The sequence below is a fragment of the Mesorhizobium sp. M3A.F.Ca.ET.175.01.1.1 genome, assembly GCF_004791945.1.
GTDB lineage: Bacteria > Pseudomonadota > Alphaproteobacteria > Rhizobiales > Rhizobiaceae > Mesorhizobium.
The window spans coordinates 329,531-344,594 of record NZ_SRTP01000006.1; the positions used below are offsets into that span (position 1 = coordinate 329,531).

Below are 15,064 nucleotides of genomic sequence, written 5' to 3' on the forward strand. Positions count from 1 at the left end.
ACGTTGTCAGGCGGCGAGGGTAACGGCGCCGTCGTCGGAGACTTTGACGGTGCTTCCGCGATAGGCTTCGAACGCGCTGCGCTGGAGCCGTACCGCCATTGGTGTTTCCAAACCCATTTCGCGGGCGACGATCAGGCCGAGAAGCAGGATGGCATCCGGTTCGTGGAGCACCAGCGCCGCCGGTGCATGACCGCCATGGACGAGTTCCAGCAGGACTGCCGAAGCCGACGACGAGCCGATAGTCCCGGGCAGGAAGAGCACACGCCCGGAGATGGTCTCGCCATGTTGCGGATGGCGGACATCGGCTATGCGGCCGGTCTTCGGGTCGACGCCGCCCCAGAAACTGATCGGCGCCGTCAGCACCAGCGCTTCGCCTTCGCCGGACTTGCCCGCAACCAGGATTTCGGCTGCCGTCGTCATGCGGCGATTTCCGTGAATACCGGCTTGCCGGTGATCGCGCTTTCGACACAGTCGGCGAGAGAAGCGTAGAGGACCGCATAGCCGGTGTTGCCGGGCGCATAGTGCGCGAACTTGCCCGAATTGGTCATCAACACGCCGCCGGCAAGGTCGGGCATGATCGGCGTCACCACCACGCAGGTGTCGGCGACGATGATCACGCCGCTTGCTTCGAGCGACCTGCGCTGGCCGTTCCGTTCCAGCAAGGCAAGGACATGTCGGCCGGTGCAGGCGTAGATCGGCACGGCGAGCCGCCTTCCGGCGATGAGCCGCTCGAGCATGTCGAACTCCGCCTGCGACAGATGCGGACTGCCGATCGCTACAGCGTCGATGGCTCGCGCCTTCGCGGCCGTCGACAAGCCTGCCTGGGCGCTCGCTGTCATCCGGGACGTGACGTGGATCACCGTCTCCGGCTGACTGCCGCCAAGAATCGTTTCAGCGTCGGGTGCCTCCGGCGTTACGCCGGCGATGTGGAAAAGGCCGACTGCGCCGGATGACGCCGCGGCCGCACCGAACGCCTTCAGCGCATCCTCACCGGGATGGGTGGCCACACCGGTGACGACGCCGATCGCGTCGCCGACCTCGCGGCCGTAAAGGCTGCCCAGCACCGGCCAGGCGATCTCGGATGCGAGGAAGGAAGGCGAGATGGCCGACACGTCGAACACCAGCTGCGCCCACCGGTTCTCGGTGCGGTGTAACCCATAATCTGGCGCGCGGCCGACGATGGCGCAGGCGATATCCAGGAAATCGCCATAGCGGTTGGTGCGCGCGCCAAGCACCGAATTGCAGAACACCACGGCGTTGGACTCGCCCCAGGCGACGTCGCTGCCCAGCGCCGGCCGGTGCCCCGCCTGGTAGGGGGCGCAGGTCCAGCTCTGCTCGCAGCCGAGCTTGCGGTAAGCCTCCATCATGCGCCGCGCCATGTCGCGCTGCGGTTCTTCCAGGCGGATGCGCGAGCAGCCCATCAGATCGAGTGCCCCGACGTTGAGCGTCGAACGCACCGCCACCTTGGCGCCGCCCTCGACCAGTCGTTCCGCGAACAGCGTGCCGGAATCGCCATGATAGAGCGCGCCGTCGATATGCGCCGAAGCGATCGGAATCAGCTTCGGCGCACCGAGCAGGCGGGCGGTCTCGGCAACGATGCGCATCGCCATCGCCCCGCCGTCATGGCCGGCGGCGATGGCCTGTTCTTCGGGGTTAAGCATCAGGCTCAAGACACCACCTTGCGCATGGTGATCGAGGTTGGCCGGTGATAGCCCGCATGTGCTGTCCGGCCGGTCTCGCGAAAGCCCATCCGTGCGAAGCTCGCCTGGTTTGCAGTCAGTTCGATGCGGGTCTGCAACTCGATGCCGTGCTTGCCGCGCCGATGGGCAAGATCCTCCACGGCCTGCATCAGGCGGGCTCCCAGACCTTGCCCCTGATGCTCCGGCTCGACCGCAAGTTTGCCGACGTAAAAGTCCTCCGCCCGCTCCAGCGCGAAGACGCAGCCGACGATCCGGCCGTTTTCGATCGCCAGGAATCCCGTTTCCTGTTGTGCCTTGTGCTTGAGGTTTTCGGGCGTCAGCAGATGCGCCGAGGAAGGTGGGTCGATGATGCCCTCCATATAGGCGAAGGCGCGTAGGATCAGCGCCAGAAGCTCGTCCCATCGGTCGAAGTCGGGCGGAAGCTCGGTGACGACGGCTGCGGCCGGCTGGTCCATCTGCTCAGCTCGACTTGTAGCGGATGGTTTCGAAGCGGGCAGTGAGCCCGTCATAGAGCAGAAGCCGGCCGACGAGCGGTTCCCCGATGCCGGCAATCAGCTTGATCGCTTCCATCGCCTGCAGCGTGCCGATAACCCCTGTCAGCGCTCCGATAATGCCGGCGACGGCGCAGGACGGCACCACACCTTCGGGCGGCGCTTCAGGGAACAGGTCGCGATAGCTTGGATTGCGCTTGCCGTCGGCACCCGTCTCGTAAGGCTTCAGCACAGTCACCGATCCGTCGAAACGGCCGACTGCGGCGGTGACCAGGGGCTTGCCTTCCAGGGCGCATGCGTCGGCCAGCGCATAGCGCGTTTCGAAATTGTCCGAACCATCGACGACAAGATCATAGCGGGCGACGAGGGCAGGGGCGTTTTGCTCGGTCAGTCTGAGCCGATGCAATTCCACCGCGACATTGGGGTTGACGCGCATGATCATCGCCGCGGCGCTGTCGGTCTTGGCCATGCCGATCGTGTCGCTGCCATGGATCACCTGCCGCTGCAGGTTGGACAGCGAGACCGTGTCGTCATCGACGATGCCGAGAGTGCCGACGCCGGCAGCGGCAAGATATTCAAGCACCGGCGCGCCCAGCCCGCCGGCGCCGATGACCAGCACGCGCGCACGTTTCAGCTTCTGCTGGCCCGCGCCACCAATCTCGGGCAGCACGATGTGGCGAGCGTAGCGTTCCAGTTCTTCGTCGGTGAGGGCCGCAGCTGTCATGGCGTGACCTTATAGGGACGGGAAAATACACGGGCAAGGCGCAGCCTTGTCCCGCAGGGTATGGGCATGCGCAGCTTTGTCCCGCGGCGTAGGCGCTGACGCCCCGCTGGGTTGTTCAAAAAATCAGCCGGTCGGCCCGACGCTGCCGTGATCGACGGTCAGGAACTGCGCGCGTCCGGCGAGGCTGGAAAACAGCGCCGCATCGGTACCGGTCATGAAGGCCTGGCAGTTCAGGTCCTCGAGGATGGAGAACAAGGCGGCGCGCCGCCCACTGTCGAGATGGGCGGCGATCTCGTCGAGCAGCAGGATCGGCGTCAGGCCCGACATCTCGCCGGTCAGCCTTGCATGCGACAGCACGATGCCGACCAGCAGCGCCTTCTGCTCGCCCGTCGAGCAGAGCTCCGCCAGCATCGATTTCGGTCGGTGGCGGACCACGAGGTCCGAACGATGCGGGCCGTCGAGCGTACGGCCGGCGGCGCGATCCCGCTCGCGTCCGCTGGCAAGTGCAATTCGGAACCGCTCCTCGACATCCACAGCCGGCGCGATGGCGATTTCGCTCTCCAACTCGCCGGCGAGGCTTATGTCTGCCTGCGGAAACGGGCCGCTGCCGGGCAGCCTGTCGATCATGGCGGCAAGCAGCCGGACCAGTTCGGCGCGCGCCGCCGCGATCGCCACGCCGGTCTCCGCCATCTGCGTCTCGATGGCGTCGAACCAGGCGCTGTCGCGGGAACCGTCTGTAAGCAGCCGATTACGGCTTCGCATCGCCTTCTCATAGTCCAGCGCCCGCTGGCCGTGGCCGGGATCGATGGCCAGCACCAGCCGATCGAGAAAGCGTCGGCGGTCGGCGGCAGGCCCTGGGAACAGCCCATCCATCGCCGGTGTCAGCCAGACGACGCGCAGCCACTCCAGCATGTCCTCTGCCGACTTCGCCGCGGCGCTGTTGATGCGAACCCGCCTGCCGCTTTCACCGGCGGCATCGCTGCCGGCAATGCCGGTGCCGATTTCGACCTGGCCCTGCGGCCCCTCGATCCGGGCGTGCAAGGCAAAGCTGCCGTCACCGCCCTCGCGCGCGACGTCCGCATAGGGCGCGCGGCGCAGCCCGCGTCCGGGCGTCAGCAGCGAGATGGCTTCCAGCAGATTGGTCTTGCCGGCGCCATTGTCGCCCGACAGCACCACCGGGCCGGCCGCGAGGTCGAGCGAAAGCGCCGCGTAGTTGCGGAAATTGGTAAGTGTTAGCTTACTTATGTAGCTCTGCTGCCGAAGCTGTTTGGCTTCCTCGATCACGGCGACATGTCAGGCCCACTAGAGCAATTCCAGGAAAAGTGTGACACGGTTTTCCGCCCGGAATTGCATCAACAAAGAGACCGACGCAATTCCAGGAAAAGTGTGACACGGTTTTCCGTCCGGATTTGCGTCGAAACAAAGGGGCGGGGCGGTCTCCGTTCCCGGGAAACGATGAACCGCTCTCCGGCCTACACCCGCATCGGCATCAGCACGTACAGCGCGGTCTCGTCGGCCATGTCATGGATGAGCGTCGGCGAGCCGGCATCTGCCAGCATGAATTTCGCTTCCGACCCGGTGAGCTGGGCGGCGACATCGAGCAGGTATTTGGCGTTGAAGCCGATCTCGATCGGATCCGATGAATAGTCGGCCGCCAGTTCCTCGGTGGCGCTGCCCGAATCCGGATTGTTCACCGCGAGCGTGAGCTGGCCGTCATTGATCGACAGTTTCACGGCCCGGCCGCGCTCGGAAGAGATGGTCGAGACGCGGTCGACGGCGGCGGCAAAGCTCTGCCGGTCGATGATCAGCTTCTTGTCGTTGCCGGTCGGGATGACACGCTGATAGTCCGGGAAAGTGCCGTCGATCAGTTTCGAGGTCAGGACGACGCTGCCGATGGTGAAGCGAATCTTGGTGTCCGACAGTTCCGTCGTGACTGCGACATCCGGATCGTCGACCAGCTTCTGCAGCTCGCTCACCGTCTTGCGCGGAATGATGATGCCGGGCATCCCCTCGGATCCCGCCGGCGCGTCGATCTCCGCGCGCGCCAGGCGATGCCCGTCGGTGGCCACCGAGCGCAGCTTCAGCTTGCCGCCGGCTTCATGCGTGTGCAGGAAGATGCCGTTGAGGTAATAACGCGTCTCCTCGGTCGAGATGGCGAACTGGGTCTTTTCGATCAGTCCCTTCAGCGCCACCGAATCGAGGCGGAAGATGTGCGAGAAGGAGCCGGCCGAGAGCTCCGGGAAATCGGACTGCGGCAGGCACTGCAGGCGGAAGCTGGACCGGCCCGAGGTCACGGTCATCGCATTGCCGTCCTCGTCGGTCTTCAGCATCACCTCGGCGCCGTCCGAGAGCTTGCGCACGATGTCGTAGAGCAGATGCGCCGGAACCGTGGTCGCGCCGCCGCGCTCGACCTTGGCCGGGGTGGCTTCCGTCACCTCCAGGTCGAGGTCCGTGGCTTTCATCTCGAGGCTGGCGCCGTCGGCGCTGAGCAGCACATTCGACAGGATCGGAATGGTGTTGCGCCGCTCGACCACGCGATGAACGTGGTTGAGGGACTTCAGGAGATTTGACCGTTCCAGGATAACACGCATGACGAAACAGGCTCGCTTCAATGAATGAGCGGGTCACCAGGAAGCGGCGTCCCCGCGAAAGCTCCGAAAAGCTCAGAATCTCTGTAAGCTGACAGTAAAAAGCCCGCAAACGCAAGCCCGCGACACCGGTTCCGACCGGTTGCGCGGGCTTTCTGGGGATAAAGCCGGCGACGCCCGTCGGCCGGCGCAATCCTGGGAAAACTGCGTGGCGGTTTTCCGTCCAGAATTGCGCAAAACCAAATACATCTCGCCCGAAACTGCGCAGCGAGTCCGGCACGGCGATCTGCACAACAACAAAGACTGAAGCGCGCCGCCCAGATCCGTTTCGGAGCGGCGCGCTTTGCTCCTTTTGCGAGCAGTCAGGCTTGGTCGTTGATCAGCCGGCGCAGCAGTTCCAGCTCCTGCGCCAGCGTATTGTCGGCGCCGGACAGATCCTCGATCTTGCGCACCGCGTGCAGGACCGTCGTGTGATCGCGGCCGCCGAAACGCCGTCCGATCTCGGGCAGTGAACGCGGCGTCATCACCTTCGACAGATACATCGCGACCTGCCTCGGTTTGACGATGGTGCGCGTGCGCCGGTTGGACAGAAGTTCCGTCTTCGAGACGTTGTAGTGGCGCGCCACGATGCGCTGGATGTCCTCGATGCGCACCCGCTTCGGCTCGCCCGACCTGTAGATATGGCCGAGGATCTCGTCGATACGGTCGATGCTGATCTGCGGCTCGAAGGACTGGCGGAACAAGAGCTGGTTGAAGGCGCCTTCGAGTTCCCGTCCGCTGCCCGTCACCGTGCGAGCGACATGATTGAGGATCTCGTCCGAAATCTCGAGCGAGGCGTCGTCGTTCTTTGCCGTTGCAAGCCGCAGCTTGAGCATGCCCAGGCGCATGGCGAAATCCGGCGCCGACATTTCGAGCGCCACGCCGCCATTGAGGCGCGAGCGGACCCGTGGCTCCAGCGATTCCAGTTCCGATGGCGGCCGGTCTGCCGCGACCACGACCTGCTTGGCGCTGTCGAGCAGCATGTTGATCAAATGGCAGAACTCGTGCTGGATCGACTTGCCCTGCAGGAATTGCATGTCGTCGATGATCAGAAGATCGATGTCGCGCAGCTGCTCTTTCAGCGTCAGCGCATTGTTGTCGCGGATCGCGGTGGCGAAGCGCCACATGAAATATTCCGCCGTCAGGTAGACGACGCGAGACTTCGGGTTGTGGCGCAGCGATTCCGCCGCGATCGCCTGCAAGAGGTGCGTCTTGCCGAGTCCGACGGTCGCATGCAGGAAAAGCGGGTTGAAACGCACCGCGCTTGATTGCGATTCCGCCACCGCCTTGGCCGCGGCGAAGGCCACGCGGTTCGAAGGGCCTTCGATGAAGGAGCCGAACGTGTAGCGCGGGTCGAGCGGGGACCCCAGAACATTGTGGCGAAACTCGGTTTCCGCGGGCACGCCCTGGCGCGGAGCCGGCGCCCGTTCCATCCGACCGGGGTTTGCTGTGCCTGCCGCGAGCGCTGTCTGCGTCTGCTTGGTCATCTTGCGCGCGGGCGCGACCTCGGGCTCGACGGTGTTGCGGCTCTGCCGCGTCGCCGTCCGCACGACGATCTCGATTTTGAGGATATCCGCATCCTCGTGCTTCCACAGTTCGGCAATGAGGTCGAGATAATGGCCGTTGATCCACGACCGCAGGAAGGCTGTGGGCACGGAGATGCGCACAATGCCGCGGGATGCCTCGGCAACCTTCATACGTGCGAACCAGCTCGAATAGACTTCAGCCCCCAGACGCGCCTTCAGTTGAGCCTTGACCCGCTCGAACTTTTGCTCAGCGTCGCTGGATGCCGCCATGTCGTCCCCTCCGACAAGGGTTGCTGGAAATGGGAGTTCGCCCGCTATCTCCCTTTCGATGCCGCTCTGCATGATCAAGTTCCTTGTCTTCTCGTACCCTTGTTACGCCGGGGGTGCGCCTCCTGCACCCTTTGGTCCGACGACCTTATGATTGTTGCGCCGCCATCGCCGCCGATGGCCATGCAACACCGCGCAAGGGACCGTGCCGGCTCTTCCAAGCCGGCTGCCTGATCACGCCAGGGCAATACAACACCGTCCGGCGAAAACGCCGGCGCGACGTCAACCTGCCATGTACTATTACGCCAGTCCCCTACCCGCACCGAAGAGACAAACCAAGCCGTACGCGGAATAGCTCCACGTCATGAAACTCTGCCATTTTTCGCTGGCCGATTTCAGGCTTAGGTCAGGGGCCAAAGCCCGTCCCCTCGATGACTGGACATTACCGAAATCGCTGTGGACAGGGCAAGGCCACGTCTAACGGATTTTTAACGAATCTGGTTAGCGAAAGCGGGCTGGAAGACCATGCCGCAGCGGCACATTTTGACAAAGCCATTGTGATTCAAACCCTTTTCCGGCGAATGTGAAAAAGGCCACACCTTCGGAAATTTTCTGAAATAATTCGCTTGACACCAACTTGTCCCCCGGCGGCAACTCGCGAGTTGAACAAGCTGTGGATGACTCTCGGCAACTACCTGAAAAATAAAAGAATTTTGTGACAGATCGTCTGTGGCTATTGGCTGCAAAGCCTGGGCGACAGCATAAGCGAACATGTATATGCCGGCAAAGCAATCGCAACGTCACAATCTTGGCCGGGCATCATTTTCGGACGTTCTTTTTAAGTACTTGCCGGCAAACGAAAAACCCGGCCTGTTCGGCCGGGTTCGAAGATACGCCAATCCTGCGGAAACGGGTCAGGCCGACAGCACTTTGACCCGGTGAGCCAGCCGCGACACCTTGCGGGACGCCGTGTTCTTGTGGATCACGCCCTTGGTGGCGGCGCGCATCAATTCCGGCTCGGCGGCCTTGAGGGCTTCCACCGCCGCGGCCTTGTCGCCGGCGGCGAGAGCCTCTTCGACCTGGCGCACATAGGTACGGACACGCGAGCGGCGATTCTTGTTGATCGCCGCGCGGCGGGCGATCTTGCGCGTTGCCTTTTTGGCCGAGGACGTATTGGCCATGATGCCTCTCTTCTGATCTGGTGAGCGCCAGCGGTTCGCCGCAGGGCGCAAAAAACAAACGGGCAGCCACAGGGCCGCCTCGGTTGGTGCGGCTTATAGTTCAGCTTTTCCGGCGCGTCAACGCCGCTTCGCTGTCTTTTTGGCGGCCTGAAGCACGGCTCGCTGAACCGGAGCCAAGTGACGCGCCGCGATCCCCTTCTTCATCAATGCCCTATCCCAGAATGTCTTCGGAAGCGACATGGATCAGCGGTTGGTGAAATCCGGCTTCCGCTTCTCGACAAAGGCCGCCATGCCCTCCTTCTGGTCGTCGAGCGCGAACAGCGAATGAAACAGCCGGCGCTCGAACCGCAGCCCCTCGGCGAGCGTCGTCTCGTAGGCGCGGTTGACCGCCTCCTTCGCCATCATCACCGAAGGCAGTGAGAAATCGGCGATCGTCGCGGCCGCCTTGACGGCCTCCTCGACGAGATTCCCGGCCGGCACGATCCGCGACACCAGCCCGCAGCGCTCGGCTTCCGCCGCATCCATCATACGGCCGGTCAGGCACATATCCATCGCCTTGGATTTGCCGACGAAACGGGTCAGGCGCTGCGAGCCGCCCATTCCGGGTATCACCCCAAGCGTGATTTCGGGCTGCCCGAACCTGGCATTGTCGGCGGCAATGATGAAGTCGCACATCATTGCCAACTCGCAGCCGCCGCCGAGCGCGTAGCCGGCTACCGCCGCGATGATCGGCTTGCGGTTGCGCGTGAGCTCTTCCCAGCCGGCGAACAGATCGTGAGCATAGGCGTCGACGAAGGAGACCGCCTGCATCTCCTTGATGTCGGCCCCGGCCGCAAAGGCCTTTTCGGAACCGGTGATGACCATGGCGCCGACGCCGGCGTCGGCTGCGAAAGCGCTCGCCGCCGCCATCACTTCCGCCATCACCTGCGAGTTCAAGGCGTTCAATGCCTTGGGCCTGTTCAGCGTGATCAGCCCGACCTTGCCGCGCGTTTCCGCGATGATGGTTTCGTAAGCCATGGCGTCGTCTCCTCGTCCCTCGGCAGATCGGTCTAGCCTACCGCTGACAGGTCCGGCAATAGAATGTCGAGCGACCGCTTTGCACGATGCGATCGATGTGGCCGCCGCAGCCGGGCTTTGGGCACGGCTCGCCTTCGCGGTCGTAAACCGCGAACGAGTGCTGGAAATAGCCGAGCGACCCGTCGGCCTGAACATAGTCGCGCAGCGACGATCCGCCGGCAGCGATCGCGTCGGCGATGACCGACCTGATCGCCTGCGCCAGGCGCTCGCTTTGTTCCCGGGCCTTCTTGCCGGAGCCGGCGAGGGTGCCCGCCTCGCGCAGCGGCGACAGGCCGGCGCGCCACAGCGCTTCCGACACATAGATGTTGCCGAGCCCGGCGATCAGCCTCTGGTCCAGCAACGCAGCTTTGAGTGGCGCCCTGCGGCCTTTCAGCAGTGAGGCAAGCAGGCTGCCGTCGAGCGCGTTGCCGGTCGGCTCGACGCCCAGCCCGGCCAGCATCGGATGCGCGTCCGGCGCGCCCTCGGCGAACAGCATGAAGCCGAAACGGCGCGGGTCATTGAAGGTGATGCGCGAACGGACGCTGCTCGGCGAGACCACATCGAACACGACATGGTCGTGGGCGGAGCTTTTCGAGCGCTCGTGATGAAACACGCCGGGAATGTCGCTGGTCTCGGGATTCTCGACGCGGAATGATCCGGACATCCCGAGATGACAGATCAGCACCGGACCATCGTCCACATGCATGGTCAGATACTTCGCCCGCCGGCCGAGCGCAGTGATCGTCTTGCCCGCCAGCCGCTCCGAGAAGCGCTCGGGGAGGGGGAAGCGAAGGTCGGGGCGGCGCGCCTCGACCTTGACGAGGCGCGCGCCTTCCAGGACCGGTTGCAGACCGCGCCGAACCGTTTCGACTTCAGGCAGTTCTGGCATGGCCGCCCATCGCTGCCAGGAAGGAAGTGCCGTTGCGACCGGGCGCGAGGCCAAGGTGCTCCGCGACGGTCTCGCCCATATCGGCGAAGGTCGATCGCAAGCCGATGTCGCCGCCCTTCAGCCCTGGTGCGATGCCGATTACGGGAACGCGCTCGCGCGTGTGGTCGGTGCCGCGCCACGTCGGATCGTTGCCATGGTCGGCGGTGAGCATGAGCAGGTCGCCCGGCCGGACACGGGAGAGTGCCTCCGGCAGCCGGCGGTCGAAGGCTTCGAGCGCTCCGGCATAGCCGGCGACGTCGCGCCGATGGCCGAACTCGGTGTCGAAATCAACGAAGTTTGCAAAGACCAGGTCACCTTCGCCGGCATCGTCCATGGCGCCGAGCGCCTTGTCGAACATCGCCATGTTGCCGCCCGCCTTTCGAACCTCCGATATGCCACGATGGGCGAAGATGTCCCCGATCTTGCCGATGGCGATAACCTTGCTGCCGCGCTCCGTCAGCCGGTCGAGCAGTGTCGGCTCCGGCGGCGGCACGGCAAAGTCGCGCCGGTTGTGGGTGCGCTGAAAGGTGGCCGGCGTTTCGCCGACGAAGGGCCGCGCTATCACGCGTCCGATCTTCAGCCGATCGACCAGCCGGCGCACCGTCAGACAAAACTGATAAAGCCTTTCGAGGCCGAAATGCTCTTCATGCGCGGCAATCTGCAGCACGGAATCGACGGACGTGTAGCAGATGGGCTTGCCAGTGCGGATATGCTCTTCGCCAAAGCGCTCGATGATCTCGGTTCCAGGCGCATGGCAATTGCCGAGGATGCCGGGCACCTTGCCCTCGCGGACGATGGCGCCGGTCAGGTCGGCGGGAAACGCGGGCACGGTGTCCGGAAAATAGCCCCAGTCGAAGCGCACCGGCAGGCCTGCGATCTCCCAGTGGCCCGAGGGCGTGTCCTTGCCGCTGGACACCTCCTGGGCGGCTCCGTGGAATGAGGAGGCCAGCAGCGCCTTGTCGAGACCGAACGATTGTCCTGTCGCGATACGGGCCGCTTGCGCGAGCCCGAGCGAGACCATGTTGGGCACCGCGAGCGGGCCCCTTCGCAAAGCTTCCCGATCGGCGCTGCCTTCCGCGCAGGCCTGGGCGATGTGGCCGAGCGTGTTGGACCCGGCATCGCCATAGCGTTCGGCGTCGGCCGCGCCGCCGATACCGAAGGAATCGAGAACGAACAGGAAAGCGCGCGCCATGATGTCTTCATTGCCAGTCCGAGGAGCCAGACATAGGGTTCCGCGGCGGCGTTGGCAAATCGGAAACCAGACTGGAACGAACCGGCGCACGCGGTTGAGCACGGGGTGATGTCGAGGGCCAGCGGTGGTCATGGCCGGCAAATCCGCGGCAAGGAAGATGCGAGGCGGATGACCCTTTCGGCTGGGAGCCGACCGGGGTCGATGGCCCGCCGGCCAATTCCGGCGGCACGCTTGTCGGGTTTGCGGCTGCAGGCGGCCCGAAATAACTCAGCAATCGCTGCAGGGGACGGTCGGGCTGCGGCGCGGCCTCAGATAATAGGTCTCGCCCATCGATATGTTGCTGAAGGCCGAGGTCAATCCGAGCGCCTGCGCGTCGTCCGCGGACCAGGTGATGATCGGCTTGTAGCCGAGATTGCTTTCCACCCTGACAAGGAAGGTGTTGCGGATCTTCAATGTCGTGGGAACCGTAGTGATGCTGTCCTTCGCAGCATCGGCGCTGTAAGTGTTGCCCACCAGCTTGCGCGACCATGCCACCTGCACTTTCGGCGATGCTTCGTCGGTGATCTGTATTCCGGTGATGATGATCGACGGCGACGAGCGGTTGTAGGGCTGCAGGGTCGAGCTGCCGATCTTCATGATCGCGTCGAGGTCGGCCTTCACCACGCTCTGCTGCTGGGTGACAAGATCCGCCACCATGCTGCCGATGCGGCTCACCTTCTTGCTGGTCTCGATGGCCTGCGAGGCTTCCATCGTGACGAAATACATGATCAGCAGGACAGGCACGATGAATGCGAACTCGATGGCCGCGACGCCCCGGCGATCGCGGCAGAACCGCATCGCTTTCGCGGTGATGGCCGAAATTCCCCGATATGCCCCCGCACGGTACATGCTCTAGCCTCCACTCCGCGGCAGTATCAGTCGTCGAATGGTTCGTTCTGCCACGTCACGGACGCGAAAAGCAGGGTGTTGCCATCCTTCAGATTGGCCATCGACCTGGCCATGAAGTCGGTCATCACGGGCCATTTGTAGAAAACCCGCAGCATGTTTTTCGATTCGGCCAGGCCTGGCGAAACCGAGAAGCTTGTCGAGCTCGCCCCCTGCGTCAGGACGATGTCGCCGTTTTCGATCTTGAATCCCGCCGTGGCGGCGTCGGCGAAGCTGGCATATTCGCGCAGATCGACCAGCAATCCCGGGCAGTTTTTGGCGACCATGATCTCAAGCTTGCTGCAGATCAGCTGCTTGATCGATGTTTCGGTCACGTCCGCCTTCTTGATCTGGCCGGTCCGCAGCTGGCGCGCCACGTCGTCGGTAGCGTTGGCCATGACCTCCTGCCCGGCAAATGAGATGCAGCTTTCGAGAATCGCAAAGACGAGCAGCGCGAAGGGAATGGCCAGCATTGCGAATTCCATCGCCGTGCTGCCGCGTCTGTCGCTGAAGAAACCGGGGCGGCGCTTAGCCTGCGTCGTGCCGTTCCTGCCGTGCCCCGGTGTCGGATCCTCGCCCATGTCCCGTTCCCGCCGATCCTTCGATATCGGCCGCAACTTAGCCAAAACCAATTGAAGTCGGGTTTGGAGGACCGTTAAACTCCTGGGAATTCTTGTAAGCCCGCATTAACGTCACCGGCGCCCGGTGCTCAGTGTCCGCGGTCAGTGGCCCGCGCTCATCTCGGCTTCGGAAGCCTTTTCGGCCTCGCTCTTGTAGGAGCTCTCGCAATAGGGGGTGCACGACATGGTCTGAATCTCGGCGCGCCTGTAGATGCGCACCGTGGTGGCCGCCTGCCGCGTGACGATCACCTGCTCGTCGATGATAGGGCTGCCCTCCGAATCCATTACCACCAGATTGGTGACGCCAAATCCTTTGCCGGTGAGCACGATGGTCGAGGAGTCCTGCACAGCCGCGTCGGCGATCGCCGGATTGCCGACCACGACTGTGTCTGCCCCGCGCGACAATTTGATGATCTTGGCCTGGTTCATGGTGACCTCGATGCCCGGGCCGGCCTTGGCCGGCACCACGAAAGCGGCGGTCGCCAGCAGCGCGGCAACTGGAAGTGACGACTTCAACCCGATCATTGATGCGCTCCGAGGCGGCAAACTTTTCAACGGAACATGAACGAGAATGGTGAACCAACGGTTAAGTCCGGGCGGGACACGATAGGGGATTGCACTGCAAGTAGGACATGCAGTTCGCCATCCGCTTTTTTAGCAAAGTCGCGGGTGCCTCGGTCTATGGGGCTTTTTCGGCGCTTAGTGCGCAGTTAACCAAGCAATAGCTTCGCCGCCGGAAAGGAATCGGTAAGGCTGTTTATTAAGCCGATCGAAAGGCCTTCTCCCTAGATTGGCAGCATCCGATCAACCGCCAAGAGAAGTTGACGGAAGTGCTGTAACACGTGGAGTAGGAGCTCTCGAATGTCTAACCTCATCGCACGTTTCGTGAAGGACGAATCCGGCGCAACGGCTATCGAATACGGTCTGATCGCTGCCCTCATCGCCCTCGCCATCATGGTCGGCGCCGGCTCGCTCGGCGATGCCCTGAACAACAAGTTCCAATTTATCGCTGACGAGGTCAAAAACTCGTAATCGCTGCCGAGTATATTCAGCGAAAAAGGGCCGCCTCTGGCGGCCCTTTTTGATGAGCCGAAGTGGATTGGACCATTCGTCCTCATCGATCGTTAATCCGCCAGGCCTAGACTGAGCCGAGAATTCTCGCCGCGGGCACCTATGTCCATGCTTGAAGCCGTGATCTTCGTCGTTTTTCCCTTCTGCATGCTGTTTGCAGCGATCTCGGACACGCTGTCGATGACGATCGCAAACCGGGTTCCGGTGCTTCTGCTGGCGACGTTTGTCCTGGTGGCCCCGCTGACCGGCATGGATTGGGCGCCTTTTGGCTGGCATTTGGCGGCTGGCGGCCTCGTCCTGGCCTTCACCTTCGGCCTTTTCGCGCTCGGCGGCATGGGCGGCGGTGATGCCAAGCTCTTGGCCGCGACCGCGGTCTGGATGGGCCTCAACATCCATCTTCTCGAATATCTGGTGATCTCGACGATCATCGGCGGGCTGCTCACATTGGCCATCCTGGCCTACCGGAAGTCGCCCTTGGCGGCCTACACCGGCCATAACCGCTTCCTGCGCCATTTCGCCGACCAGGCCGTGGGCGTGCCCTACGGCATCGCGCTCGGGCTCGGCGGGCTCCTAGTCTATCCGGATTCGCCGCTGATGGCCTGGGCGCTGGCAAGGCTGACGGCCTAGCCGTCCCCACGATGACCGATTGGTTCAAAGGCGGCTTGGCCGCCTTTTTCGTTAACGCCGGCCGTTCATTCGAATTTGAATAAACGTTAAATTAATCACGATCGTAAGTATTGCATTAACCTTGTTTTGA

At 63.3% G+C, this 15,064-nt stretch carries 16 protein-coding genes; 2 read left to right on the plus strand and 14 right to left on the minus strand.

The window, feature by feature from the left end; all coding sequences use genetic code 11:
* Window positions 1–6 precede the first annotated feature (6 nt).
* The 14 genes from EN818_RS17320 to EN818_RS17385 form a co-directional block, all read right to left on the minus strand.
* A complete protein-coding gene (locus EN818_RS17320) occupies window positions 7–420 on the minus strand; it encodes a DUF126 domain-containing protein (RefSeq protein WP_095806537.1) in 414 nt (137 codons plus the stop codon).
* On the minus strand, window positions 417–1,661 hold the full coding sequence (locus EN818_RS17325) for an aconitase X catalytic domain-containing protein (RefSeq protein ID WP_095806536.1): 1,245 nt from the start codon (window positions 1,659–1,661) through the stop codon (window positions 417–419). The genes EN818_RS17320 and EN818_RS17325 overlap by 4 nt, the downstream gene beginning before the upstream one ends.
* Window positions 1,662–1,666: 5 nt before the next feature.
* Window positions 1,667–2,155 carry a GNAT family N-acetyltransferase gene (locus EN818_RS17330; RefSeq protein WP_095806535.1) on the minus strand — a complete coding sequence of 163 codons (489 nt, stop codon included), beginning with the start codon at window positions 2,153–2,155 and terminating at the stop codon, window positions 1,667–1,669.
* 4 nt (window positions 2,156–2,159) lie between these two features.
* A complete protein-coding gene (locus tag EN818_RS17335) occupies window positions 2,160–2,915 on the minus strand; it encodes a molybdopterin-synthase adenylyltransferase MoeB (RefSeq protein ID WP_095806534.1) in 756 nt (251 codons plus the stop codon).
* Window positions 2,916–3,038: 123 nt separating this feature from the next.
* A complete protein-coding gene (recF, locus tag EN818_RS17340; protein ID WP_095806777.1) occupies window positions 3,039–4,196 on the minus strand; it encodes a DNA replication/repair protein RecF in 1,158 nt (385 codons plus the stop codon).
* Between the two features lie 191 nt (window positions 4,197–4,387).
* A complete protein-coding gene (gene dnaN / locus EN818_RS17345) occupies window positions 4,388–5,506 on the minus strand; it encodes a DNA polymerase III subunit beta (RefSeq protein WP_095806533.1) in 1,119 nt (372 codons plus the stop codon).
* Between the two features lie 359 nt (window positions 5,507–5,865).
* Window positions 5,866–7,338, minus strand: a complete 1,473-nt coding sequence (dnaA, locus tag EN818_RS17350) for a chromosomal replication initiator protein DnaA (protein ID WP_245420368.1) — start codon at window positions 7,336–7,338, stop codon at window positions 5,866–5,868.
* A gap of 911 nt (window positions 7,339–8,249) precedes the next feature.
* Entirely contained in the window at window positions 8,250–8,516 is a 267-nt protein-coding gene (gene rpsT, locus EN818_RS17355) for a 30S ribosomal protein S20 (RefSeq protein ID WP_095806531.1), read from the minus strand.
* A gap of 243 nt (window positions 8,517–8,759) precedes the next feature.
* The gene (locus EN818_RS17360) at window positions 8,760–9,533 is read right to left on the minus strand and encodes an enoyl-CoA hydratase (protein ID WP_095806530.1); all 774 of its coding nucleotides are present in this window, start codon (window positions 9,531–9,533) and stop codon (window positions 8,760–8,762) included.
* 37 nt (window positions 9,534–9,570) lie between these two features.
* Window positions 9,571–10,461 carry a bifunctional DNA-formamidopyrimidine glycosylase/DNA-(apurinic or apyrimidinic site) lyase gene (mutM, locus tag EN818_RS17365; RefSeq protein ID WP_095806529.1) on the minus strand — a complete coding sequence of 297 codons (891 nt, stop codon included), beginning with the start codon at window positions 10,459–10,461 and terminating at the stop codon, window positions 9,571–9,573.
* The gene (locus EN818_RS17370) at window positions 10,445–11,692 is read right to left on the minus strand and encodes a phosphopentomutase (protein ID WP_095806528.1); all 1,248 of its coding nucleotides are present in this window, start codon (window positions 11,690–11,692) and stop codon (window positions 10,445–10,447) included. Before EN818_RS17370 ends, mutM begins: the two co-directional genes overlap by 17 nt.
* Window positions 11,693–11,959: 267 nt before the next feature.
* Window positions 11,960–12,580, minus strand: coding sequence for a TadE/TadG family type IV pilus assembly protein (locus EN818_RS17375; protein WP_095806527.1), 621 nt, complete (start codon window positions 12,578–12,580; stop codon window positions 11,960–11,962).
* A 26-nt stretch (window positions 12,581–12,606) separates the two neighbouring features.
* Window positions 12,607–13,197, minus strand: coding sequence for a TadE/TadG family type IV pilus assembly protein (locus EN818_RS17380; protein ID WP_095806526.1), 591 nt, complete (start codon window positions 13,195–13,197; stop codon window positions 12,607–12,609).
* A 141-nt stretch (window positions 13,198–13,338) separates the two neighbouring features.
* Window positions 13,339–13,761: a pilus assembly protein N-terminal domain-containing protein gene (locus EN818_RS17385; RefSeq protein WP_095806525.1), complete on the minus strand. Its 423-nt coding sequence runs from the start codon at window positions 13,759–13,761 to the stop codon at window positions 13,339–13,341.
* Between the two features lie 336 nt (window positions 13,762–14,097).
* Here EN818_RS17385 and EN818_RS17390 point away from each other — a divergent pair, with 336 nt between their 5' ends.
* Together EN818_RS17390 and EN818_RS17395 are read left to right on the plus strand one after the other, a co-directional pair.
* The gene (locus EN818_RS17390; protein WP_095806524.1) at window positions 14,098–14,268 is read left to right on the plus strand and encodes a Flp family type IVb pilin; all 171 of its coding nucleotides are present in this window, start codon (window positions 14,098–14,100) and stop codon (window positions 14,266–14,268) included.
* Window positions 14,269–14,415: 147 nt separating this feature from the next.
* On the plus strand, window positions 14,416–14,934 hold the full coding sequence (locus tag EN818_RS17395; RefSeq protein ID WP_095806776.1) for a prepilin peptidase: 519 nt from the start codon (window positions 14,416–14,418) through the stop codon (window positions 14,932–14,934).
* The last annotated feature ends 130 nt before the right edge of the window (window positions 14,935–15,064 follow it).

Coding starts and splice junctions, on each gene's coding strand:
- EN818_RS17320 (WP_095806537.1), bottom strand. CDS start 420: ATGACGACGGCAGCCGAAATCCTGGTTGCGGGCAAGTCCGGCGAAGGC.
- EN818_RS17325 (WP_095806536.1), bottom strand. CDS start 1,661: ATGCTTAACCCCGAAGAACAGGCCATCGCCGCCGGCCATGACGGCGGG.
- EN818_RS17330 (WP_095806535.1), bottom strand. CDS start 2,155: ATGGACCAGCCGGCCGCAGCCGTCGTCACCGAGCTTCCGCCCGACTTC.
- EN818_RS17335 (WP_095806534.1), bottom strand. CDS start 2,915: ATGACAGCTGCGGCCCTCACCGACGAAGAACTGGAACGCTACGCTCGC.
- dnaN (WP_095806533.1), bottom strand. CDS start 5,506: ATGCGTGTTATCCTGGAACGGTCAAATCTCCTGAAGTCCCTCAACCAC.
- dnaA (WP_245420368.1), bottom strand. CDS start 7,338: ATGGCGGCATCCAGCGACGCTGAGCAAAAGTTCGAGCGGGTCAAGGCT.
- rpsT (WP_095806531.1), bottom strand. CDS start 8,516: ATGGCCAATACGTCCTCGGCCAAAAAGGCAACGCGCAAGATCGCCCGC.
- EN818_RS17360 (WP_095806530.1), bottom strand. CDS start 9,533: ATGGCTTACGAAACCATCATCGCGGAAACGCGCGGCAAGGTCGGGCTG.
- mutM (WP_095806529.1), bottom strand. CDS start 10,461: ATGCCAGAACTGCCTGAAGTCGAAACGGTTCGGCGCGGTCTGCAACCG.
- EN818_RS17370 (WP_095806528.1), bottom strand. CDS start 11,692: ATGGCGCGCGCTTTCCTGTTCGTTCTCGATTCCTTCGGTATCGGCGGC.
- EN818_RS17375 (WP_095806527.1), bottom strand. CDS start 12,580: ATGTACCGTGCGGGGGCATATCGGGGAATTTCGGCCATCACCGCGAAA.
- EN818_RS17380 (WP_095806526.1), bottom strand. CDS start 13,197: ATGGGCGAGGATCCGACACCGGGGCACGGCAGGAACGGCACGACGCAG.
- EN818_RS17385 (WP_095806525.1), bottom strand. CDS start 13,761: ATGATCGGGTTGAAGTCGTCACTTCCAGTTGCCGCGCTGCTGGCGACC.
- EN818_RS17390 (WP_095806524.1), top strand. CDS start 14,098: ATGTCTAACCTCATCGCACGTTTCGTGAAGGACGAATCCGGCGCAACG.
- EN818_RS17395 (WP_095806776.1), top strand. CDS start 14,416: ATGCTTGAAGCCGTGATCTTCGTCGTTTTTCCCTTCTGCATGCTGTTT.